The organism is Streptomyces sp. NPDC012466, assembly GCF_042955215.1.
Classification (GTDB): domain Bacteria; phylum Actinomycetota; class Actinomycetes; order Streptomycetales; family Streptomycetaceae; genus Streptomyces.
The window spans coordinates 33346-55801 of record NZ_JBIBEQ010000016.1; the positions used below are offsets into that span (position 1 = coordinate 33346).

General features: G+C 71.9%; 18 protein-coding genes. 16 read left to right on the forward strand and 2 right to left on the reverse strand.

From position 1 onward, the window contains the following. Nucleotides 1-3: 3 nt before the first annotated feature. From ACFY9E_RS38135 to ACFY9E_RS38190, 12 genes are all read left to right on the forward strand, one after another. Nucleotides 4-1290 carry a dihydroorotase gene (locus tag ACFY9E_RS38135; protein WP_390992770.1) on the forward strand — a complete coding sequence of 429 codons (1287 nt, stop codon included), beginning with the start codon at nucleotides 4-6 and terminating at the stop codon, nucleotides 1288-1290. Then, nucleotides 1287-1856: a hypothetical protein gene (locus ACFY9E_RS38140; protein WP_390992773.1), complete on the forward strand. Its 570-nt coding sequence runs from the start codon at nucleotides 1287-1289 to the stop codon at nucleotides 1854-1856. The genes ACFY9E_RS38135 and ACFY9E_RS38140 overlap by 4 nt, the downstream gene beginning before the upstream one ends. Then, nucleotides 1853-2995, forward strand: coding sequence for a glutamine-hydrolyzing carbamoyl-phosphate synthase small subunit (carA, locus tag ACFY9E_RS38145; protein WP_390992776.1), 1143 nt, complete (start codon nucleotides 1853-1855; stop codon nucleotides 2993-2995). The genes ACFY9E_RS38140 and carA overlap by 4 nt, the downstream gene beginning before the upstream one ends. Then, the gene (carB, locus tag ACFY9E_RS38150) at nucleotides 2988-6296 is read left to right on the forward strand and encodes a carbamoyl-phosphate synthase large subunit (protein ID WP_390992780.1); all 3309 of its coding nucleotides are present in this window, start codon (nucleotides 2988-2990) and stop codon (nucleotides 6294-6296) included. Before carA ends, carB begins: the two co-directional genes overlap by 8 nt. A 70-nt stretch (nucleotides 6297-6366) precedes the next feature. Further along, entirely contained in the window at nucleotides 6367-7473 is a 1107-nt protein-coding gene (locus ACFY9E_RS38155; protein WP_390992782.1) for a quinone-dependent dihydroorotate dehydrogenase, read from the forward strand. Further along, nucleotides 7470-8315: an orotidine-5'-phosphate decarboxylase gene (pyrF, locus tag ACFY9E_RS38160; RefSeq protein WP_390992785.1), complete on the forward strand. Its 846-nt coding sequence runs from the start codon at nucleotides 7470-7472 to the stop codon at nucleotides 8313-8315. Before ACFY9E_RS38155 ends, pyrF begins: the two co-directional genes overlap by 4 nt. A gap of 277 nt (nucleotides 8316-8592) precedes the next feature. After that, nucleotides 8593-8916, forward strand: coding sequence for an integration host factor (locus ACFY9E_RS38165; RefSeq protein WP_003977346.1), 324 nt, complete (start codon nucleotides 8593-8595; stop codon nucleotides 8914-8916). Nucleotides 8917-8965: 49 nt separating this feature from the next. After that, nucleotides 8966-9559, forward strand: a complete 594-nt coding sequence (gene gmk / locus ACFY9E_RS38170) for a guanylate kinase (RefSeq protein ID WP_390992789.1) — start codon at nucleotides 8966-8968, stop codon at nucleotides 9557-9559. 68 nt (nucleotides 9560-9627) lie between these two features. Next, complete coding sequence (gene rpoZ / locus ACFY9E_RS38175) at nucleotides 9628-9900, forward strand: DNA-directed RNA polymerase subunit omega (RefSeq protein ID WP_003988945.1); 273 nt, start codon at nucleotides 9628-9630, stop codon at nucleotides 9898-9900. A gap of 113 nt (nucleotides 9901-10013) precedes the next feature. Further along, the gene (gene coaBC, locus ACFY9E_RS38180) at nucleotides 10014-11216 is read left to right on the forward strand and encodes a bifunctional phosphopantothenoylcysteine decarboxylase/phosphopantothenate--cysteine ligase CoaBC (RefSeq protein ID WP_390992793.1); all 1203 of its coding nucleotides are present in this window, start codon (nucleotides 10014-10016) and stop codon (nucleotides 11214-11216) included. 235 nt (nucleotides 11217-11451) lie between these two features. Continuing rightward, nucleotides 11452-12660: a methionine adenosyltransferase gene (gene metK, locus ACFY9E_RS38185; protein WP_390992795.1), complete on the forward strand. Its 1209-nt coding sequence runs from the start codon at nucleotides 11452-11454 to the stop codon at nucleotides 12658-12660. Between the two features lie 114 nt (nucleotides 12661-12774). Continuing rightward, complete coding sequence (locus tag ACFY9E_RS38190; RefSeq protein WP_390992798.1) at nucleotides 12775-14940, forward strand: primosomal protein N'; 2166 nt, start codon at nucleotides 12775-12777, stop codon at nucleotides 14938-14940. A gap of 96 nt (nucleotides 14941-15036) precedes the next feature. Here ACFY9E_RS38190 and ACFY9E_RS38195 read toward each other — a convergent pair whose 3' ends face one another. Continuing rightward, a complete protein-coding gene (locus ACFY9E_RS38195; protein WP_390992801.1) occupies nucleotides 15037-15579 on the reverse strand; it encodes a hypothetical protein in 543 nt (180 codons plus the stop codon). Nucleotides 15580-15905: 326 nt separating this feature from the next. On the opposite strand from ACFY9E_RS38195, the gene fmt reads away from it, so the two are divergent. Beyond that, nucleotides 15906-16838: a methionyl-tRNA formyltransferase gene (gene fmt / locus ACFY9E_RS38200; RefSeq protein ID WP_390992803.1), complete on the forward strand. Its 933-nt coding sequence runs from the start codon at nucleotides 15906-15908 to the stop codon at nucleotides 16836-16838. Nucleotides 16839-16954: 116 nt separating this feature from the next. Further along, on the forward strand, nucleotides 16955-18382 hold the full coding sequence (locus ACFY9E_RS38205) for a transcription antitermination factor NusB (RefSeq protein ID WP_390992805.1): 1428 nt from the start codon (nucleotides 16955-16957) through the stop codon (nucleotides 18380-18382). Here ACFY9E_RS38205 and ACFY9E_RS38210 read toward each other — a convergent pair. Then, nucleotides 18363-20504 (reverse strand): MMPL family transporter, encoded by a 2142-nt coding sequence (locus tag ACFY9E_RS38210; RefSeq protein ID WP_390992808.1) that lies wholly within the window; start codon nucleotides 20502-20504, stop codon nucleotides 18363-18365. The two genes, ACFY9E_RS38205 and ACFY9E_RS38210, sit on opposite strands and share 20 nt — an antisense overlap. A gap of 140 nt (nucleotides 20505-20644) precedes the next feature. Between ACFY9E_RS38210 and rpe the strand changes: the two genes are divergently transcribed. Further along, nucleotides 20645-21331, forward strand: a complete 687-nt coding sequence (gene rpe, locus ACFY9E_RS38215; RefSeq protein WP_031138926.1) for a ribulose-phosphate 3-epimerase — start codon at nucleotides 20645-20647, stop codon at nucleotides 21329-21331. Between the two features lie 78 nt (nucleotides 21332-21409). Then, a complete protein-coding gene (locus ACFY9E_RS38220; protein WP_390992811.1) occupies nucleotides 21410-22453 on the forward strand; it encodes a sugar-binding domain-containing protein in 1044 nt (347 codons plus the stop codon). The last annotated feature ends 3 nt before the right edge of the window (nucleotides 22454-22456 follow it).

Sequence of the window (22456 nt, forward strand, 5' to 3'; positions counted from 1 at the left end):
CAGATGAGCAAGATCCTGATCCGTGGTGCGAAGGTGCTCGGCGGCGAGCCGCAGGACGTGCTGATCGACGGTGGGACCATCGCCGAGGTGGGGACCGGCCTGAGCACCGAGGGCGCGGAGGTCGTCGAGGCCGAGGGCAAGGTGCTGCTGCCGGGCCTGGTCGACCTGCACACTCATCTGCGCGAGCCCGGCCGCGAGGACTCCGAGACCGTCCTCACCGGCACCCGGGCCGCCGCCTCCGGCGGTTACACCACCGTCTTCGCCATGGCCAACACCTTCCCGGTCGCCGACACCGCCGGCGTCGTCGAGCAGGTCTGGCGGCTCGGCAAGGAGCACGGCTACTGCGACGTCCAGCCGATCGGTGCCGTCACCGTCGGCCTGGAGGGCAGGAAGCTCGCCGAGCTGGGCGCCATGCACGAGTCGGCCGCCGGCGTCACCGTCTTCTCCGACGACGGCAAGTGCGTCCACGACGCCGTGATCATGCGCCGGGCCCTGGAGTACGTGAAGGCCTTCGGCGGTGTCGTCGCGCAGCACGCGCAGGAGCCGCGGCTGACCGAGGGCGCCGAGATGAACGAGGGCGTCGTCTCCGCCGAGCTGGGCCTCGGGGGCTGGCCCGCGGTGGCCGAAGAATCGATCATCGCCCGGGATGTCCTGCTCGCCGACCACGTCGGCTCCCGCGTCCACATCTGCCACCTGTCGACCGCCGGCTCCGTCGAGATCGTCCGCTGGGCCAAGTCCCGCGGCATCGCCGTCACCGCCGAGGTCACCCCGCACCACCTGCTCCTCACCGACGAGCTGGTCCGCACCTACAACCCCGTCTACAAGGTCAACCCGCCGCTGCGCACCGAGCGCGACGTGATGGCCCTGCGCGAGGCGCTCGCCGACGGCACCATCGACATCGTCGCCACCGACCACGCCCCGCACCCGCACGAGGACAAGGACTGCGAGTGGGCCGCGGCCGCCATGGGCATGGTGGGCCTGGAGACCGCGCTGTCGGTGGTGCAGGAGACCATGGTCGACACGGGCCTGCTGGACTGGGCCGGCGTCGCCGACCGGATGTCCGTCAAGCCCGCGCAGATCGGACAGGCCACCGGCCACGGCCGTCCCGTCTCGGCAGGTGAGCCCGCCAACCTCACCCTGGTCGACACGGCATACCGTGGGCTCGTGGAACCCGCGGGCTTCGCCTCGCGCAGCCGCAACACCCCCTACGAGGGTCGTGAGCTGCCGGGCCGTGTGACGCACACGTGGCTGCGGGGCAAGGCCACGCTCGTCGACGGGAAGCTCACGTGACACCTGTACTCCTGCTGGCCGCCGAGAAGGAATCGGCGCAAGTGACCGACTGGGCCGCCCGCATCGGCTGGGTCGTCGGCCTCGCCCTGTTCGTCGCGCTCGTCTACTGGCTGATGCGCGAGGGCTGGAAGTGGCGCGGCACCCTCCAGGGCGACCTCCCCGAGCTGCCCGCCGCGCCGGACGACCCGGGCCCCGCCCAGCTCACCATGACCGGCCGCTACCACGGCTCCACCACCGCGGGCCAGTGGCTCGACCGCATCGTCGCGCACGGCCTGGGCACCCGCAGCCGGGCCGAGCTGACCCTGACGGACGCCGGCCTCGACGTCGTACGGCCCGGGGCGAGCGACTTCTTCGTCCCGGCCGCGGCGCTGCGCGAGGCCCGGCTCGACAAGGGCATCGCCGGCAAGGTGCTCACCGAGGGCGGCCTGCTGGTCGTCACCTGGGCGCACGGCGACCGGCTGATCGACTCCGGCTTCCGCTCCGACCACGCTGCCGAGCACAACGAGTGGGTCGAGGCCATCAACTCCATGATCGATACGAACACCAGGGAAGGCGCCGAACGATGACCACCTCCACCAGGGGAGCCGCCAAAACTCCCGCCGTACTCGTCCTGGAGGACGGCCGGATCTTCCGTGGCCGCGCCTACGGGGCCGTGGGGGAGACCTTCGGCGAAGCGGTGTTCTCCACCGGCATGACCGGCTACCAGGAGACCCTGACCGACCCCTCCTACCACCGCCAGGTCGTGGTGATGACCGCCCCGCACGTCGGCAACACCGGCGTGAACGACGAGGACATGGAGTCCAGGAAGATCTGGGTCTCCGGCTACGTCGTGCGTGACCCCGCGCGCGTGCCGTCCAGCTGGCGCTCCCGGCGCACGCTGGACGACGAACTGGACGCCCAGGGCGTCGTCGGCATCAGCGGCATCGACACCCGCGCCCTCACGCGCCACCTGCGCGAGCGTGGCGCCATGCGCGTCGGCATCTTCAGCGGCGACGCCGTCCAGGACGACGCCGCACTGCTGGCACGTGTCCATGAGGCCCCGCAGATGAAGGGTGCCGACCTCTCCGCCGAGGTCGCCACCACCGAGCCGTACGTCGTCCCGGCGATCGGGGAGAAGAGGTTCACCGTCGCCGCCGTCGACCTCGGCATCAAGGGCATGACCCCGCACCGGATGGCCGAGCGCGGCATCGAGGTGCACGTGCTCCCGGCGACCGCGACCGTCGACGACGTGTACGCGGTGAACCCGGACGGCGTGTTCTTCTCCAACGGCCCGGGCGACCCGGCCACCGCCGACCACCCGGTCTCCGTCATGCGGGGCGTCCTGGAGCGCGGCACGCCGCTGTTCGGCATCTGCTTCGGCAACCAGATCCTGGGCCGCGCGCTCGGCTTCGGCACCTACAAGCTGAAGTACGGCCACCGCGGCATCAACCAGCCGGTGCAGGACCGGACGACCGGCAAGGTCGAGGTCACCGCGCACAACCACGGCTTCGCCGTCGACGCCCCCCTCGACAAGGTCTCCGAGACCCCGTTCGGCCGCGCCGAGGTGTCCCACGTCTGCCTGAACGACAACGTGGTGGAGGGGCTCCAGCTCCTCGACCGCCCCGCCTTCAGCGTCCAGTACCACCCCGAAGCGGCAGCCGGCCCGCACGACGCCGCCTACCTGTTCGACCGCTTCGTTTCCCTGATGGAGGGCCAGCGTGCCTAAGCGCACCGATATCCAGTCCGTCCTGGTCATCGGCTCCGGCCCGATCGTCATCGGCCAGGCCGCCGAGTTCGACTACTCCGGCACCCAGGCGTGCCGCGTCCTGAAGGCCGAGGGCCTGCGGGTCGTCCTGGTGAACTCCAACCCGGCGACGATCATGACCGACCCGGAGATCGCCGACGCCACCTACGTCGAGCCGATCACCCCCGAGTTCGTCGAGAAGATCATCGCCAAGGAGCGCCCCGACGCGCTGCTGCCCACCCTGGGCGGCCAGACGGCCCTCAACACCGCGATCTCGCTGCACGAGGCGGGCACGCTGGAGAAGTACGGCGTCGAGCTGATCGGCGCCAATGTCGAGGCCATCAACAAGGGCGAGGACCGCGACCTCTTCAAGGAGGTCGTCGAGGCCGTACGCCGGAAGATCGGCCACGGCGAGTCCGCCCGCTCGGTGATCTGCCACTCCATGGAGGACGTCCTCGCCGGCGTCGAGACGCTCGGCGGCTACCCGGTCGTCGTCCGCCCCTCCTTCACCATGGGCGGCGCCGGCTCCGGCTTCGCCCACGACGAGGAGGAGCTGCGCCGCATCGCCGGCCAGGGCCTCACGCTCTCCCCGACCACCGAGGTCCTCCTGGAGGAGTCCATCCTCGGCTGGAAGGAGTACGAGCTGGAGCTGATGCGCGACAAGAACGACAACGTCGTGGTCGTCTGCTCCATCGAGAACTTCGACCCCATGGGCGTGCACACCGGCGACTCGATCACGGTCGCGCCCGCGATGACGCTCACCGACCGCGAGTACCAGACCCTGCGCGACGTCGGCATCGCCGTCATCCGCGAGGTCGGCGTCGACACCGGCGGCTGCAACATCCAGTTCGCGGTGAACCCCGAGGACGGCCGCGTCATCGTCATCGAGATGAACCCGCGTGTGTCGCGCTCCTCGGCGCTCGCCTCCAAGGCGACCGGCTTCCCGATCGCCAAGATCGCCGCCAAGCTGGCCGTCGGCTACACGCTGGACGAGATCCCGAACGACATCACCCAGGAGACCCCGGCCTCCTTCGAGCCGACGCTCGACTACGTGGTCGTGAAGGCCCCGCGCTTCGCCTTCGAGAAGTTCCCGAGCGCCGACTCCACCCTCACCACCACCATGAAGTCGGTCGGCGAGGCCATGGCCATCGGCCGCAACTTCACCGAGGCCTTCCAGAAGGCGCTGCGCTCGCTGGAGAAGAAGGGCAGCCAGTTCACCTTCGTCGGCGACCCCGGCGACAAGGACGAGCTGCTGCGCGCGTCGGTCCGCCCCACCGACGGCCGGATCAACACGGTCATGCAGGCCATCCGCGCGGGCGCCACGCCCGAGGAGGTCTTCGAGTACACGAAGATCGACCCCTGGTTCGTCGACCAGCTCTTCCTGATCAAGGAGATCGCGGACGAGCTGGCCGAGGCGCCCGAGCTGACCACCGACCTGCTCGCCGAGGCCAAGCGGCACGGCTTCTCCGACCAGCAGATCGGCGAGATCCGCGGCCTGCGCGAGGACGTCGTCCGCGAGGTCCGGCACGCGCTGGGCGTCCGCCCGGTCTACAAGACGGTCGACACCTGCGCCGCCGAGTTCGCCGCGAAGACGCCGTACTTCTACTCCTCCTACGACGAGGAGACGGAGGTCGCCTCCCGCGAGAAGCCGGCCGTCATCATCCTGGGCTCCGGCCCGAACCGCATCGGCCAGGGCATCGAGTTCGACTACTCCTGCGTCCACGCCTCCTTCGCCTTGAGCGACGCGGGCTACGAGACCGTGATGGTCAACTGCAACCCGGAGACCGTCTCCACGGACTACGACACCTCCGACCGCCTGTACTTCGAGCCGCTGACGCTGGAAGACGTGCTGGAGATCGTGCACGCCGAGCGGCAGGCCGGACCGGTCGCGGGCGTCATCGTGCAGCTCGGCGGCCAGACGCCGCTGGGCCTGTCGCAGGCGCTGAAGGACAACGGCGTGCCGATCGTCGGCACCTCCCCGGAGGCCATCCACGCCGCCGAGGACCGGGGCGCCTTCGGCCGGGTCCTGAAGGAGGCCGGCCTCCCGGCCCCCAAGCACGGCACCGCCACCACCTTCGCCGAGGCCAAGGCCATCGCAGACGAGATCGGCTACCCGGTCCTGGTCCGCCCGTCCTACGTCCTCGGCGGACGCGGCATGGAGATCGTCTACGACGAGACCCGCCTGGAGTCCTACATCGCCGAATCGACCGAGATCAGCCCCTCGCGGCCGGTCCTGGTCGACCGGTTCCTCGACGACGCGATCGAGATCGACGTCGACGCCCTCTACGACGGCGAGGAGCTCTACCTCGGCGGCGTCATGGAGCACATCGAGGAGGCCGGCATCCACTCCGGCGACTCGGCGTGCGCCCTGCCCCCGATCACGCTCGGCGGCTTCGACATCAAGCGCCTGCGCGCCTCCACGGAGGGCATCGCCAAGGGCGTCGGGGTCCGCGGCCTGATCAACATCCAGTTCGCGCTCGCCGGCGACATCCTCTACGTCCTGGAGGCCAACCCGCGCGCCTCGCGCACCGTCCCCTTCACCTCGAAGGCGACCGCGGTGCCGCTGGCCAAGGCCGCCGCCCGGATCTCGCTCGGCGCGACCATCGCCGACCTGCGCGCCGAGGGCCTGCTCCCGGCGAACGGCGACGGCGGTGAGCTCCCGCTCGACGCGCCGATCTCCGTCAAGGAGGCCGTCATGCCGTGGTCGCGCTTCCGCGACATCCACGGCCGCGGCGTCGACACCGTCCTCGGCCCGGAGATGCGCTCCACCGGCGAGGTCATGGGCATCGACTCCGTCTTCGGCACGGCGTACGCCAAGTCGCAGGCGGGTGCCTACGGCCCGCTGCCGACCAAGGGCCGCGCCTTCATCTCGGTCGCCAACCGCGACAAGCGCTCGATGATCTTCCCGGCCCGCGAGCTGGTCGCGCACGGCTTCGAGCTGATGGCCACCTCCGGCACGGCCGAGGTCCTCAAGCGCAACGGCATCAACGCCACGGTCGTGCGCAAGCAGTCCGAGGGCACCGGCCCGAACGGCGAGAAGACCATCGTCCAGCTCATCCACGACGGCGAGGTCGACCTCATCGTCAACACCCCCTACGGCACCGGTGGCCGCCTCGACGGCTACGACATCCGTACGGCGGCCGTGGCGCGCTCCGTGCCCTGCCTGACGACGGTCCAGGCCCTCGCGGCGGCGGTCCAGGGCATCGACGCCCTCAACCGCGGCGACGTGAGCGTCCGATCGCTCCAGGAACACGCGGAACACCTGACCGCGGCCCGCGACTAGCAGCCCCGAGGGGGACACCGGAAACGGTGTCCCCCTCTTCGTGAGGACGCCATGTCTTCGTGAGGACACCATGTACAAGATCTTCTTCCGTCTCGTCTTCAAGCGGCTGGACCCGGAGCAGGCCCATCACCTGGCCTTCCGCTGGATCCGCCTGGCCGCCCGCGTGCCCGTGCTGCGCACCTTCCTCGCGGCCGCCCTCGCGCCCCGCCACAAGGAGCTGCGCACCGAGGCCCTCGGCCTGCGCATGCACGGCCCCTTCGGGCTCGCCGCGGGCTTCGACAAGAACGCCGTCGGCATCGACGGCATGGCCATGCTCGGCTTCGACCACGTCGAGATCGGCACGGTCACCGGCGAACCGCAGCCCGGCAACCCCAAGCAGCGGCTGTTCCGCCTGGTCAAGGACCGGGCGCTGATCAACCGCATGGGCTTCAACAACGACGGCTCGCTCCGCGTCGCCGCCCGCCTGGCCTCCCGTACGCCCGTCTTCAATCCGGTCGTGGGCGTCAACATCGGCAAGACCAAGGTCGTACCGGAGGAGGAGGCCGTCGCGGACTACGTGAAGTCCGCCGAGCGGCTGGCCCCCTACGCCGACTACCTGGTCGTCAACGTCTCCTCCCCGAACACGCCCGGCCTGCGCAACCTCCAGGCGACGGAGGCGCTGCGCCCCCTGCTGAGCGCCGTTCGCGAGGCCGCGGACCGCACGGTGTCCGCGCGGCGCGTCCCGCTCCTGGTGAAGATCGCGCCGGACCTCGCCGACGAGGACGTCGACGCCGTCGCCGACCTCGCCGTGGAACTCGGGCTGGACGGCATCATCGCCACCAACACCACCATCGCGCGCGAGGGGCTCGGCCTGAAGTCGGACCCCTCCCTGGTCAAGGAGACCGGCGGGCTGTCCGGGGCGCCCCTGAAGGAACGCTCCCTGGAGGTCCTGCGCCGTCTCTACGCGCGCGTGGGGGACCGGATCACCCTGGTGGGCGTCGGCGGTATCGAGAACGCCGAGGACGCCTGGCAGCGCATCCTGGCCGGTGCCACCCTGGTCCAGGGCTACAGCGCCTTCATCTACGAGGGCCCGTTCTACGCTCGCGACCTCCACAAGGGGCTCGCAGCGCGCCTGCGCACGAGCCCGTACGCCACGCTCGCCGACGCGGTGGGCGCCGACGTGAGGAAGACGGCATGAGTGCCCTGGAACCCTTCGGCACGCGTCTGCGCCGGGCCATGGACGAGCGCGGTCCGCTGTGCGTCGGCATCGACCCGCACGCCTCCCTGCTCGCCGAGTGGGGCCTGAACGACGACGTGGCGGGCCTGGAGCGGTTCAGCCGCACGGTCGTGGAGGCGGTGGCCGACCGGGTGGCCGTGCTCAAGCCGCAGAGCGCCTTCTTCGAGCGCTTCGGCTCGCGCGGCGTCGCCGTGCTGGAGAAGTCGGTCGCCGAGGCCCGGGCGGCCGGCGCGCTGGTCGTGATGGATGCCAAGCGCGGTGACATCGGCTCCACCATGGCCGCCTACGCCGAGTCCTTCCTGCACAAGGACGCCCCGCTGTTCTCCGACGCGCTGACGGTCTCGCCGTACCTCGGCTACGGATCGCTCGGCCCGGCCGTCGCGCTGGCCCGGGAGAGCGGCGCGGGCCTGTTCGTGCTGGCTCTGACCTCGAACCCGGAGGGCGGCGAGGTCCAGCACGCCGTGCGGTCCGACGGCCGGAACGTCGGAGCGACCATGCTCGCGCACCTGGCCGCCGAGAACGCGGGGGAGGAGCCCCTCGGATCCTTCGGCGCGGTCGTCGGCGCCACCCTCGGTGATCTGTCGACGTACGACCTGGACATCAACGGCCCGCTCCTCGCGCCCGGCATCGGCGCCCAGGGTGCCACGCCGGCCGATCTTCCCGGGGTCTTCGGCGCGTCCGTGCGCAACGTCGTGCCGAACGTCAGCCGGGGAGTGCTACGCCACGGTCCCGACACGGTCGCTCTGCGTGACGCCGCCGACCGCTTCGCGGAGGAGATCCGTCACGTCGTGACGTCCTCGTGAGGCGGTCCAGACCTTCTCGCGAGACCTCCGATGAGAGGCCCGGGACCCGCTTGAGTCTGAATACATCCTCAAATCCGGGGCAGTATGTCCTAAATGTCCGTTCAGATGAAGGCTGACCAGGACTTTTCCGCTGTTCTCGCTGACTCTGGCGGACTTGCCCGCTAGTCTCCGACGAGAGAACGGGCAAGCGTGTGTTGCTCGTGGCTCCCCAGGTGTGGGGCGACTAGGTTCCTCACCGGTCCGTATCCGACAGTTCGACATCCGAGGTGACGTAGGCGTGGCTCTTCCGCCCCTTACCCCTGAACAGCGCGCAGCCGCGCTCGAAAAGGCCGCCGCGGCTCGCCGGGAGCGGGCCGAGGTCAAGAATCGACTCAAGCACTCCGGCGCCTCCCTTCACGAGGTCATCAAGCAGGGCCAGGAGAACGACGTCATCGGCAAGATGAAGGTCTCCGCCCTCCTCGAGTCGCTGCCCGGCGTGGGCAAGGTCCGCGCCAAGCAGATCATGGAGCGACTCGGTATCTCCGAGAGCCGCCGTGTGCGTGGTCTCGGTTCCAACCAGATCGCCTCCCTGGAGCGCGAGTTCGGCAGCACCGGCTCCTGATCCGGGGGAGCGAGTCCCGGGCACTCCGGGATTGCTGGATAATCGCTCCATGGCTGCAACACCCCGGGGGACGACCCCCGTACCCCCGGACGTACGTCCGCGGCTGACCGTGCTCTCCGGCCCCTCCGGGGTCGGCAAGAGCACGGTCGTCGCCCATATGCGCAAGGAACACCCCGAGGTCTGGCTCTCGGTGTCGGCGACGACCCGCAAGCCGCGCCCCGGCGAGAAGCACGGAGTCCACTACTTCTTCGTCTCCGACGACGAGATGGACAAGCTGATCGCCAACGGGGAGCTGCTGGAGTGGGCCGAGTTCGCCGGCAACCGCTACGGCACGCCGCGTGCTGCCGTGCAGGAGCGCCTGGAGAACGGCGAGCCCGTACTCCTGGAGATCGACCTGCAGGGCGCCCGCCTGGTCCGGGAGTCGATGTCCGAGGCCCAGCTGGTGTTCCTGGCTCCTCCCTCCTGGGAGGAGCTCGTGCGCAGACTCACCGGGCGGGGCACCGAGCCGCCCGAGGTGATCGAGCGCCGGCTCGAGGCGGCGAAGATCGAACTCGCGGCCGAGCCGGAGTTCGACACCACCCTGGTCAACACCTCCGTCGAGGACGTCGCTCGTGAGCTGCTAGCCTTGATGGACGTCGTGTGACCATCGCCGGTCGTTCCGGCCGGCTGATCAACCCGACAGAATCTTTCCCATCCATCGGAAGGTAGAGCGTGTCCTCTTCCATCTCCGCGCCCGAGGGCATCATCAACCCGCCGATCGACGAGCTCCTCGAGGCCACCGACTCGAAGTACAGCCTCGTGATCTACGCGGCCAAGCGTGCCCGCCAGATCAACGCGTACTACTCGCAGCTCGGCGAGGGTCTCCTCGAGTACGTCGGTCCCCTCGTCGACACCCACGTGCACGAGAAGCCGCTCTCGATCGCCCTCCGCGAGATCAACGCGGGGCTCCTGACGTCCGAGGCCGTCGAGGGCCCGGCGCAGTAATAGGATTTACAGCTTCACGCTGACTTGTCCACAGGCCCGGCAGGCCGACTGCCGGGCCTGTGGTGTGTCATGGAGTCGTACGGTGTGCCGGTTGCCGAGGTCCGGGGAGAGACGTGGACAAGCCGAAGGTCGTTCTGGGGGTCAGCGGGGGCATCGCCGCGTACAAGGCCTGTGAGCTGCTGCGGCGGCTGACGGAGTCGGGCCACGACGTGCGGGTGGTGCCCACCGCCTCCGCGCTGCACTTCGTCGGCGCCGCCACCTGGTCAGCGCTCTCCGGCAACCCGGTCTCCACCGAGGTGTGGGACGACGTGCACGAGGTCCCGCACGTCCGCATCGGGCAGCACGCGGACCTGGTCGTCGTCGCCCCGGCCACCGCCGACATGCTCGCCAAGGCGGCCCACGGCCTCGCCGACGATCTCCTCACCAACACGCTCCTCACCGCCCGCTGCCCGGTCGTCTTCGCCCCCGCCATGCACACCGAGATGTGGGAGCACCCGGCCACCCAGGAGAACGTGGCGACGCTGCGCCGCCGCGGTGCCCTCGTCATCGAGCCGGCCGTGGGCCGTCTGACCGGCGTCGACACCGGCAAGGGCCGCCTGCCCGACCCGGGCGAGATCTTCGAGGTGTGCCGCCGCGTGCTGGCCCGGGGCATCGCCGAGCCCGACCTCAAGGGCCGGCACGTCCTCGTCAGCGCAGGCGGCACCCGCGAGCCCCTGGACCCCGTCCGGTTCCTCGGGAACCGCTCCTCCGGCAAGCAGGGCTACGCCCTCGCCCGCACCGCCGCCGCCCGCGGCGCCCGTGTCACGCTGATCGCGGCCAACAGCACCCTGCCGGCCCCGGCGGGCGTCGACGTCGTCCCGGTCGGCACCGCCGTGCAACTGCGCGAGGCGGTGCTGCGGGCCGCCCCCGAAGCCGACGCCGTGGTGATGGCGGCCGCGGTCGCCGACTTCCGCCCGGCGGCGTACGCGGCGGGGAAGATCAAGAAGAAGGACGGCCAGGAGCCGGAGCCGATCACCCTGGTGCGGAATCCGGACGTCCTCGCGGAGATCTCCGCCGACCGGGCCCGCGCCGGACAGGTGATCGTCGGGTTCGCCGCGGAGACGGACGACGTCCTCGCCAACGGCCGCGCCAAACTCAAGCGCAAGGGCTGCGACCTGCTCGTCGTGAACGAGGTGGGGGAGCGCAAGACCTTCGGTTCCGAGGAGAACGAGGCCGTCGTGCTCGGCGCGGACGGCAGCGAGACGGCGGTGCCGTACGGCCCCAAGGAAGCCCTGGCCGAAACGGTGTGGGACCTGGTGGCCGAGCGCCTCCGCTGAGGTCCGGGCGTCGCGTACCCCTCGAAAGCGGCTGGATCCGGGCGTGGCGCCTCTGGCCAACGCCGCTCGGCATTGGGCAGAATGCCCGTGCCGCAGGTCACAGCACTCCCGAGTGGCGAGACAGGGGGACCGTGGCCGAAGCGTGACCCGTAAACTGTTCCACGGACGGCGCCGGGTGCAGCCCCCGCCGTCCGCCAATGATCAGCCAGCAGCCGCTGCAACCCCAGGGAGCGTTGTGTCCCGTCGCCTGTTCACCTCGGAGTCCGTGACCGAGGGTCACCCCGACAAGATCGCTGACCAGATCAGCGACACCATTCTCGACGCGCTTCTGCGCGAGGACCCGTCCTCCCGGGTCGCCGTCGAGACCCTGATCACGACCGGCCTGGTGCACGTGGCCGGCGAGGTCACGACCAAGACGTACGCGGACATCGCGACGCTGGTCCGGAGCAAGATCCTCGAAATCGGCTACGACTCCAGCAAGAAGGGCTTCGACGGCGCCTCCTGCGGCGTGTCGGTGTCGATCGGCGCGCAGTCCCCGGACATCGCCCAGGGTGTGGACACGGCGTACGAGACCCGTGTCGAGGGCGACGACGACGAGCTCGACAAGCAGGGCGCGGGCGACCAGGGCCTGATGTTCGGCTACGCGACGGACGAGACGCCGACGCTGATGCCGCTGCCGATCTTCCTGGCCCACCGCCTGTCGAAGCGCCTGTCCGACGTGCGCAAGAACGGCACGATCCCCTACCTGCGCCCGGACGGCAAGACGCAGGTCACCATCGAGTACGACGGTGACAAGGCGGTCCGCCTGGACACCGTCGTGGTCTCCTCGCAGCACGCCTCGGACATCGACCTGGACTCGCTGCTGGCTCCGGACATCAAGGAGTTCGTGGTCGAGCCGGAGCTGAAGGCGCTCCTGGACGAGGGCATCAAGCTGGACACGGAGAACTACCGTCTCCTGGTCAACCCGACCGGCCGTTTCGAGATCGGCGGCCCGATGGGCGACGCCGGCCTGACCGGGCGCAAGATCATCATCGACACCTACGGCGGCATGGCCCGGCACGGCGGCGGCGCCTTCTCGGGCAAGGACCCGTCCAAGGTCGACCGCTCCGCGGCGTACGCGATGCGCTGGGTCGCGAAGAACGTGGTCGCCGCGGGCCTCGCCACCCGCTGCGAGGTCCAGGTCGCGTACGCGATCGGCAAGGCCGAGCCGGTCGGTCTGTTCGTCGAGACCTTCGGCACCGCCAAGGTCGACACGGACAGGATCGAGAAGGCGATCGACGAGGTCTTCGACCTCCGCCCGGCCGCCATCATCCGCGACCTCGACCTGCTCCGCCCGATCTACTCCCAGACCGCGGCCTACGGCCACTTCGGCCGCGAGCTCCCCGACTTCACGTGGGAGCGGACGGACCGCGTGGACGCGCTCCGCAAGGCTGCGGGTCTGTAAGTCCCGGCATGTGAGGCCCGGCTCCCTCGGGGGGCCGGGCTTTGCCGTGTCCCGGAGGCGGGCTCTCCTCCCGGGCACCGCCGTATGTCAGTGGTGTTTGGTAAGAATGCAAGCGTGAGCAGCGAGAACGAACAGGCGGGCGGCGGGGCCGAGGGTGCTCCGCCCGAGCAGCTCGCGCTCATCCGGGACAGTGTGCGCAAGGCCAAGACCCCCCGGGCCAAGCCGCGGACCTGGCGGGGGGCCGCCCTCGCCAAGGAGCTCCCCGTCGCGCGCGTCCTCGTCGACAAGGGCGTGCTCCATCTCGACCGCTACTTCGACTACGCCGTGCCCGAGGAGCTGGACGCGGACGCCCGGCCGGGTGTGCGCGTGCGGGTGCGGTTCGGGGCCGGACGGCACCGGGTGCGGGAGGGCCGACGCGAGGGCGGCGGCCTCATCGACGGATTCCTCGTCGAGCGGCTGGCCGAGTCCGACTACGCCGGACCGCTGGCCGCCCTCGCCCAGGTCGTCTCGCCCGAGGCGGTGCTGAGCGAGGAGCTGCTGGGGCTGGCCCGGGCGGTCGCCGACCGCTACGCGGGCAGCCTCGCCGACGTCCTGCAACTCGCCGTACCGCCGCGCAACGCGCGAGCCGAGCAGCGGCCCTCGCCCGACCCGCTGCCACCGCCCCCGGCGCCCGAGCCGGGCTCCTGGCTGCGTTACGAGCGGGGAGCGGCCTTCCTGGAGTCGCTGGCCTCCGGCGGAGCACCCCGGGCCGTGTGGAACGCGCTGCCCGGGCCGCAGTGGAGCGAGGAGCTGGCCCGGGCCGTCGCCGCGACACTGGCCTCCGGGCGCGGGGCGCTCGCCGTCCTGCCCGACGGGCGGGCCGTCGCGCGGGTCGACGCCGCCCTGACCTCCCTGCTGGGGGAGGGGCGGCACGCGGTGCTCACCGCCGACGCCGGGCCCGAGAAGCGCTACGCGCAGTGGCTCGCGGTGCGGCGCGGTTCCGTCCGGGCCGTGATCGGGACCCGGGCCGCGATGTTCGCGCCGGTCCAGGACCTCGGCCTGGTCGCTCTGTGGGACGACGGCGACGACAGCCACAGCGAGCAGCACGCCCCGCAGCCCCACGCCCGCGAGGTGCTCCTGCTGCGGGCCGCCCAGGACAAGTGCGGCTTCCTGCTGGGCAGCTGGGGCTGCACGGTGGAGGCCGCGCAACTCGTCGAGAGCGGCTGGGCCCGCCCGGTCGTCGCCGGCCGGGACCAGGTGCGGGGGGCCGCTCCGCTCGTCCGGACCGTCGGGGACCAGGACCTGGCCCGGGACGAGGCCGCCCGGGCCGCCCGGCTGCCGTCCCTCGCCTGGCAGGCCGTCAGGGACGGCCTGCGCCACGGTCCGGTGCTGGTGCAGGTGCCCCGCCGGGGGTACGTGCCGCGCATGGCGTGTGCCGACTGCCGGGCGCCCGCGCGCTGCCGGCACTGCTCCGGGCCGTTGGAGGCGCCGGACGGCGGTGCCCTGAACTGCGGGTGGTGCGGACGCGAGGAGAGCGGCTGGCACTGCCCGGAGTGCGGTTCCTTCCGGCTGCGCGCCTCGGTCGTCGGGGCGCGGCGGACCGCCGAGGAACTCGGGCGGGCCTTCCCCGCCGTGCCGGTACGCACCTCGGGGCGGGAGCACGTGCTCGACACGGTCCCGGGGGCGCCGGCGCTGGTCGTGAGCACGCCGGGGGCCGAGCCCGTCGCCGAGGGCGGGTACGCGGCGGCGCTGCTGCTGGACGGCTGGGCCATGCTCGGGCGGCCCGACCTACGGGCCGGGGAGGACGCGCTGCGGCGGTGGATCGCGGCGGCGTCCCTGGTCCGGCCTCAGTCGGCCGGCGGCACGGTGGTGGTCGTGGCCGAGCCGACGCTGCGGCCCGTGCAGGCGCTCGTGCGGTGGGACCCCGTCGGTCACGCGGTGCGGGAACTCGCCGAGCGGGCCGAGCTGGGGTTTCCGCCGGTGTCGCGGATGGCCGCGGTGTCGGGCCCGCCGGAGGCGGTGACCGACTTCCTCCGTACGGCCGAGCTGCCGCCCGAGGCGGAGGTGCTGGGCCCGGTGCCGTTGCCCGTCCCGGCCGCGGGGCGGCCGCGGCGGGCGGGGGCGCCCCCGCCCGGGGAGCAGTGGGATCGGGCGCTGCTGAGGGTGCCGCCGGGTAGGGGCGCCGCGCTGGCCGCCGCGCTCAAGGCGGCGCAGGCCGCGCGGATGGCGCGGGGGAGTGGCGGGGGCGCCGGGACCGGGTCTGGCGTCTGGGTACGGGTCGATCCGGCCGACATCGGGTGAGCCGCGGCGGGCGGTGGGCGACGTCCGGGTGGGAACCGGCCGGATACGCGGCTGCCCTCCCGGAGGTGTTCCGAGAGGGCAGGGCGGCGGGGTGGGTCAGCCGTTGCGCGGGCCGGGAAAGGCCGTCGGCCTGACCTCCTCGCGCAGTGCCGGACTGCCGGCCGTCGGCTGCGTGGGCATGGAGCGGGCCGCCGGGACGGTCGGGACCGTGGGGAGGCCGGTGGTCACGTTGACCGAGCGGCTGCCCGACGGCTCCGGGGTGCGCTCCGGCTCGGGCACCGCCTGGGCCGTGGCCCGGCGGGCGCCGTATCGGCGGTGGACCGCCTGCTTGGTGACTCCGAGCGCGGAGCCCACCGCGTCCCACGAGAAGCCGAGTGAGCGATCGAAGTCCACGGCCGCCGTGACCAGGGTCTCGACGCTGTCCCGCAGCTCCTGGGCGAGACGTACCGTCGGGGCGGGGGCGCGTCCGTAGACGACGAAGCCCGTGGAGGGGCCGGAGCGGCGCGGGCGGTAGACATTGCCCAACTGGGCGGTGAGTGTGCGCAGTGCGTCCACCTGCCGGCGGACCCGCTCGATGTCCCGCACCAGCAAGTGCAGGCTGGCCCGAGCCTGGGCGTCGTGGGTTGCGTGGTCGGCCATGAACAAGCCTCTCGAACCGGCGTTGAAAGGAATGGGCCGCGATCGCGGCCCGTTGTGGTCAACTCTGTCTTGACCAACGCGGATTCGCTCCGAGGGTCACGGTGTGGGGGCGCGGGGGCATATGCGTGCGCCCGTTTGCGCGGGATGCGCGCCTCGGTCTTCGGCCTTCAGCGGGGTCTTCCAGCCGCGCACCGCCCGCGACCGTGCGACCGGGCGGCCCGGCCCTCCCGCGGGGGCCGAGCGCCGTCGGCGGCGTTGCGTCCCACGGCTCATAGACTTGTGTGCTGCCCGTCATCGACCCCCGCCCGAGAGGCCCCCACCACCCCATGAAGCTCGTCTTCGCCGGTACACCCGAGGTCGCCGTTCCCGCTCTGGACGCTCTGCTCGCCTCCGGGCGGCACGAGGTGGCCGCCGTCGTCACGCGGCCCGACGCGCCGGCCGGACGCGGACGCAGGCTCGTCGCGTCGCCCGTCGCCGAGCGGGCGGAGGAGGCCGGCATCGAGGTGCTGAAGCCCGCGAAGCCGAAGGACCCCGAGTTCCTGGAGCGGCTGCGGGAGATCGGGCCGGACTGCTGCCCCGTCGTCGCCTACGGAGCGCTGCTGCCCCGGGTCGCCCTCGACGTTCCCGTGCACGGCTGGGTCAACCTGCACTTCTCCCTGCTGCCGGCCTGGCGTGGCGCGGCGCCCGTGCAGCACGCCATCATGGCCGGCGACGAGATCACGGGGGCGTCGACCTTCCTGATCGAGGAAGGGCTCGACTCCGGGCCGGTGTACGGCACGGTGACCGAGGAGATCCGGCCCACCGACACCAGCGGTGATCTGCTGACGCGGCTGGCGTTCGCCGGTTCCGGGCTGCTCGCGGCGACCATGGACGGCATCGAGGACGGCACGCTGAAGGCCGTACCGCAGCCGGCCGACGGAATCAGCCTCGCCCCGAAGGTCAACGTCGAGGACGCGCACCTCGACTGGAGCGCGCCCGCGCTGCGCGTGGACCGGATGGTGCGCGGCTGCACCCCGGCTCCCGGCGCCTGGACCACGTTCCGCGGTGAGCGGCTCAAGCTCATCCAGGTCGCCCCCGCGCCCGACCGGACGGACCTCGCCCCGGGGCAGATCGCCGCCGGGAAGAACAACGTGTACGTCGGCACCGGCTCGTACGGCGTCGAGCTGCTGTGGGTGCAGGCCCAGGGCAAGAAGCCGATGCGGGCGGCGGACTGGGCGCGCGGGGTGCGGATCGGCGAGGGCGAGCGGCTCGGCGGCTAGACATCCGCCCGGGGCGGTGCCGCGACGCGGTGCGACGCCCCGCCGCCGGTTCCCCGCCGCCCCCGGCGGCGTAGGCTGGACGACGCACTTCTTCTCACACCCGGAGCACCTTTTTCGTGAGCGAACAGCCCCGTCGAGCCCGCACGTCAGGCAAGCCCTACCGCCGGCCCAAGAAGGACCCCGTCCGCATCCTCGCCTTCGAGGCGCTGAGGGCCGTGGACGAGCGGGACGCCTACGCCAACCTCGTTCTCCCGCCCCTGTTGCGCAAGGCGCGGGAGAAGGAGGGCCCCGAGTCGTTCGACACCCGGGACGCGGCTCTGGCCACCGAGCTGGTGTACGGGACGCTGCGGCGGCAGGGGACGTACGACGCGGTCCTGGCGACCTGCGTGGACCGGCCGCTCAGAGAGGTCGACCCGCCGGTGCTGGACGTGCTCAGCCTCGGCGCGCACCAGCTGCTCGGCACCCGGATCCCGACGCACGCGGCCGTGTCCGCGACCGTCGAACTCGCGCGGGTCGTGCTCGGCGACGGACGGGCCAAGTTCGTCAACGCCGTGCTGCGCAAGGTCGCGCAGCACGATCTGGAGGGCTGGCTGGAGAAGGTCGCGCCCCCTTACGACGAGGACCCCGAGGACCATCTCGCCGTCGTCCACTCGCACCCCAGGTGGGTCGTCTCCGCGCTGTGGGACTCCCTGGGCGGCGGCAGGGCCGGCGTCGAGGAGCTGCTGCGTGCCGACAACGAACGGCCCGAGGTGACCTTGGTGGCGCGGCCCGGGCGGGCCACCGCCGAGGAACTGCTCGAGGAGGACGCCGCGGTACGGGGGCACTGGTCGCCGTACGCGGTGCGGCTGACCGAGGGCGGGGAGCCGGGTGCCATCGGGGCCGTGCGGGACGGGCGGGCGGGTGTGCAGGACGAGGGCAGCCAGCTCGTGGCGATCGCCCTCGCCAACGCGCCCCTGGACGGGCCCGACCGGCGCTGGCTGGACGGGTGCGCGGGGCCCGGCGGCAAGGCGGCGCTGCTCGGCGCGCTGGCCGCCGAGCGGGGTGCCCTGCTCGTCGCCTCCGAGAAGCAGACCCATCGGGCGGGCCTCGTGGCGAAGGCGCTGGACGGCAACCCCGGTCCGTATCAGGTGATCGCCGCGGACGGGACGCGCCCGGCGTGGCGGCCCGGCAGCTTCGACCGGGTGCTGGTCGACGTGCCGTGCACCGGCCTCGGCGCCCTGCGCCGCCGCCCCGAGGCGCGCTGGCGGCGCCGTCCGGAGGACCTGGAGGGCTTCGCGCCGCTGCAGCGCGGGCTGCTGCGCACCGCCCTGGAGTCGGTGCGGGTCGGCGGTGTCGTGGGCTACGCGACCTGCTCGCCGCACCTCGCCGAGACCCGGGCCGTCGTCGCCGACGTGCTCAAGCAGCACCCGGACACGGACCTCGTCGACGCCCGGCCGCTGCTGCCCGGCGTGCCGGACCTGGGCGACGGACCCGACGTGCAGCTGTGGCCGCATCTGCACGGGACCGACGCGATGTACCTGGCGCTCATCCGCCGGACCGGCTGACGCCCGCTCCCACGGTCGCCCGGTCCGGCGCGTCGCCGTCCTGGCGCGCCAGCCGGTGCGGCCACCACACCTTCGGCCCCACGTCCAGGAACAGCGACGTCACGAGTACCGAGCGGACGATGAAGGTGTCGATGAGGACACCGAGGGCGACCGTGAAGCCGATCTCCGCGAAGGCGACCATCGGGAGGGTGCCGAGAGCGGCGAAGGTGCCGGCCAGGACCAGGCCGGCGGAGGTGATGACCGCTCCGGTGGCGGCCAGGCCCGTGACGACGCCCGCTCTGGTGCCCTGGCGGGCTGCTTCCTCGCGGATGCGCGTGGTCAGGAAGATGTTGTAGTCGATGCCCAGGGCGACCAGGAACACGAAGACGAACAGTGGGAAGTCGGTGGACTCGCCCGCGTAGTCGAAGACGTGCCGGAACGCGAGCGCGCTGATGCCGAGCGCCGCCGCGAACGACAGGATCACCGTCCCTATCAGCAGCAGCGGGGCGATCAGGGCGCGCAGCAGGGCGCACAGGATCAGCAGGACGACCACCAGCACCAGCGGAATGATCAGCACGTTGTCGTGCGTGGTCGCCTCGTCCATGTCCAGCAGGGCAGCCGTACCGCCGCCCACCTTGGCGTCGGCGTCCGGCACCGCGTGCACGGCGTCCCTCACCCGCTCGACCGTCTGTTTGGCGGCCTCGCTGTCCGACGGGGCGGTCATGGTGGCCTCGAAGAGGACCTTGCCCTCGAAGGCCGGCTTGGTGCCGGGCGGCAGGCCCAGGGACTGGGGGACCACGCCCGGTGTTCCGGCGACCGCGCGGCCCACCTGCACCGCCTGGGCCTGGTCGCTGACGATGACCAGGGGGTCACCGCTGCCCGCCGGGAAGTAGCGCGCCGACACCTCCTGGCCGGTGATCGAGTCCGGTTTGCCGGTGAACGCGTCCGCGTTGCCGATGCCCTCCGCCCGCAACTGGATCAGGCCCAGCGAGCAGACCGCCAGCGCGAGTGCCGTCGCGATCCAGGTCACCCGCGGGCGCCGGGCGATACGGCGGCCCGTCCTGGCCCAGATGCCGCGCTCGGTCGGGTCCGGAGTGCCGTGGTGCGGGATCACCGGCCAGAAGATCCACCGGCCGAAGATCACCAGCAGGGCCGGGAACAGGCTCATCATCGCCAGCAGGGCCACCGCGACGCCGATCGCGGCCACCGGGCCCAGGCCGCTCGTGGAGTTCATCTCGGCGGCCAGCAGCACCAGCATGCTCAGCACGACCGTCGCGCCGGAGGCGAGCACCGCCGGGCCGGCGCGGTGCAGCGCCAAGGCCATCGCCTCGTGCCGGTCCTCGTGCCGGCGCAGTTCCTCCCGGTAGCGGGCCACCAGCAGCAGGGCGTAGTCCGTCCCCGCCCCGAAGACCAACACCGTGAGGATGCCGGCGCTCTGGCCGTTGACCGTCAGACCGCCGTGCTCGGCCAGCAGGTAGATCAGCGCCTGGGCGGTGAACAGCGCGCAGACCACCGCGACCAGGGGGACCAGCAGCAGGGTCAGGCTGCGGTACGTGATGAGCAGCATGACGACGACGACCACCATCGCCGAGAGCAGCAGGGTCGAGTCGATGCCCTCGAACGCCTCGGAGAAGTCCGCGGACGTGCCGCCCGGGCCGGTGATGTGCACGGCCAGTCCGTCGCCGCCCTCGCCGACGTCGTCCCGGATGGACTCCACGGCGGGGGAGATCCGCTCCCAGCCCTCTTCGTCCATCATGATCGGCACGAAGACCTGGGCCGCCCGGGGATCGGCCTGCCGGTCGAACACCGGCCCCCGCGTCTGCTCACCGAGGATGCCGTGGTCACGCAGCTGCTTCAGCTGCCGCACGTCCTCGGCGATCTCCGTCCGGTCCTGTGCCGTCAGGCCGCTTTCCCGCGCGTAGATCACCACCGCCGGGATCTGCTCCGGCCGGAAGTCCTCGGAGATCTGCAGCACCTGCGTCGACTCCGCGGACCCCGGCAGCCAGGACGCCGCGTCGTTGTCCTGCGCGTCGGTCAGCTTCAGGGCGAACGGGGCGGCGACGAACAGTACGACCACCCACAGGCCCAGGACCAGCCACTTGGCCCGCCGCCCGCAGACGAGGTGTGCGACACCATGTTTCACGGCAACCCCCTCCGCGACAGGGCCCCGCGAGGGGCGCGGGTAACCGCGCGACCGGCCACAAACGGTCCGCAGCCGACGAACCACCCTGGCCAACCGGGACCGATGCCCACAACCCCCGTGGGGCATGGCAGTCTTAGGACATGGCCGCGCAGATCAACCCCAGCATCCTCTCCGCCGACTTCGCCCGCCTCGCGGACGAGGCGAAGGCCGTGGAGGGAGCCGACTGGCTCCACGTCGACGTCATGGACAACCATTTCGTCCCGAACCTCACGCTCGGAGTGCCGGTCGTAGAGTCGCTCGCCCGTGCGACGGACACCCCGCTGGACTGCCATCTGATGATCGAGGCCCCCGATCGGTGGGCGCCCCAGTACGTGGAAGCGGGGGCCGGTTCCGTCACCTTCCATGTCGAGGCCGCCGCCGCCCCGGTCCGGCTCGCCCGGGAGATCCGTGCCAAGGGCGCCCGCGCCTCCATGGCGCTGAAGCCCGCGACCCCCATCGAGCCGTACGAGGACCTGCTCCCCGAGCTCGACATGCTGCTGATCATGACGGTCGAACCGGGCTTCGGGGGACAGGCCTTCCTCGACATCATGCTTCCGAAGATTCGCCGCACCCGCGAGTTGATCAGCAAGCACGGACTGGAGCTCTGGCTCCAGGTCGACGGCGGAGTTTCCGCTTCCACGATCGAGCGCTGCGCCGACGCCGGAGCCGACGTCTTCGTGGCCGGATCGGCGGTTTACGGGGCAAACGACCCGGCCGAGGCGGTACGTGCACTACGCACACAGGCGGAGGCGGCGACGGCGAAGGCCTCGTGGGCCTGCGACCACTGAGCCACAGCAAAGTGAACGGCTCTCATCAGGGCTGATCAACCGCGCCGGATCTGCAAGGATGAACGGCGAATCCAGAGTGTGAACAGCAGTGAGGAGAACGCCGTGTCGGGTATGTCGGCGGGCCGGTCAGCCATGCGGATGGGACCCGCTGAGCTGGTGCAGGCGGCGGCCATGGCCCGCCGCTTCTACCTGGAGGGCAAGTCCAAGATCCAGATCGCGGAGGAGTTCGGCGTCAGCCGCTTCAAGGTGGCCCGGGTCCTGGAGACCGCCCTCGAACGGGATCTCGTCCGTATCGAGATCCGTGTGCCCGCCGAGCTGGACGCCGAGCGCTCGGACGCGCTCCGCGCCCGCTACGGCCTGCGGCACGCTGTCGTGGTCGAGTCCCCGGCCGAGGCCGAGGAGTCGCCCGATCCCGAGAACCTGGGAGAGGTGGCCGCCGACCTGCTCGGCGAACTGGTCGACGAAGGTGATGTGCTGGGCCTGGCCTGGGGCCGCTCGACCATCCACATGGCGGCGGCGCTCGACCGGCTGCCGCCGTGCACGGTGGTGCAGCTGACCGGCGTGTACGACGCCGGGACCGCCGAGCGCGGCTCGGTCGAGGCCGTACGCCGCGCCGCCCAGGTGGCCGGCGGAGACGCCCACCCCATCTACGCGCCCATGCTGCTGCCCGACGCGGCCACGGCCGCGGCGCTGCGCAACCAGACGGGCATCGCCCGGGCCTTCGAGCACTTCGACAAGGTCACCGTCGCCTGCGTCTCCATCGGTTCCTGGGAGCCGGGCATCTCCACGGTGCACGACATGCTCAGCGACGAGGAGCGCGCGCACTACGCCTCCCTCGGTGTCGCCGCCGAGATGTCCGCGCACCTCTTCGACGCCGAGGGCCGCCGGGTCGGCCGGGACCTGGGCGAGCGGTGCATCACGGTGAAGGCCGACCAGCTGCGCCGCATCCCCGAGGTCGTGGCGATCGCGGGCGGGCAGCGCAAGGGACCCGCGATCGACGCGGTGCTGCGGTCAGGGCTCGTCACCAGCCTGGTGACGGACACCTCGGCCGCGGACTACCTGATGACGGCCGGACCGGCGCCCAAGTCCGCGCTCAACAGGTCCGACCCGGACGGGGTCTGACGG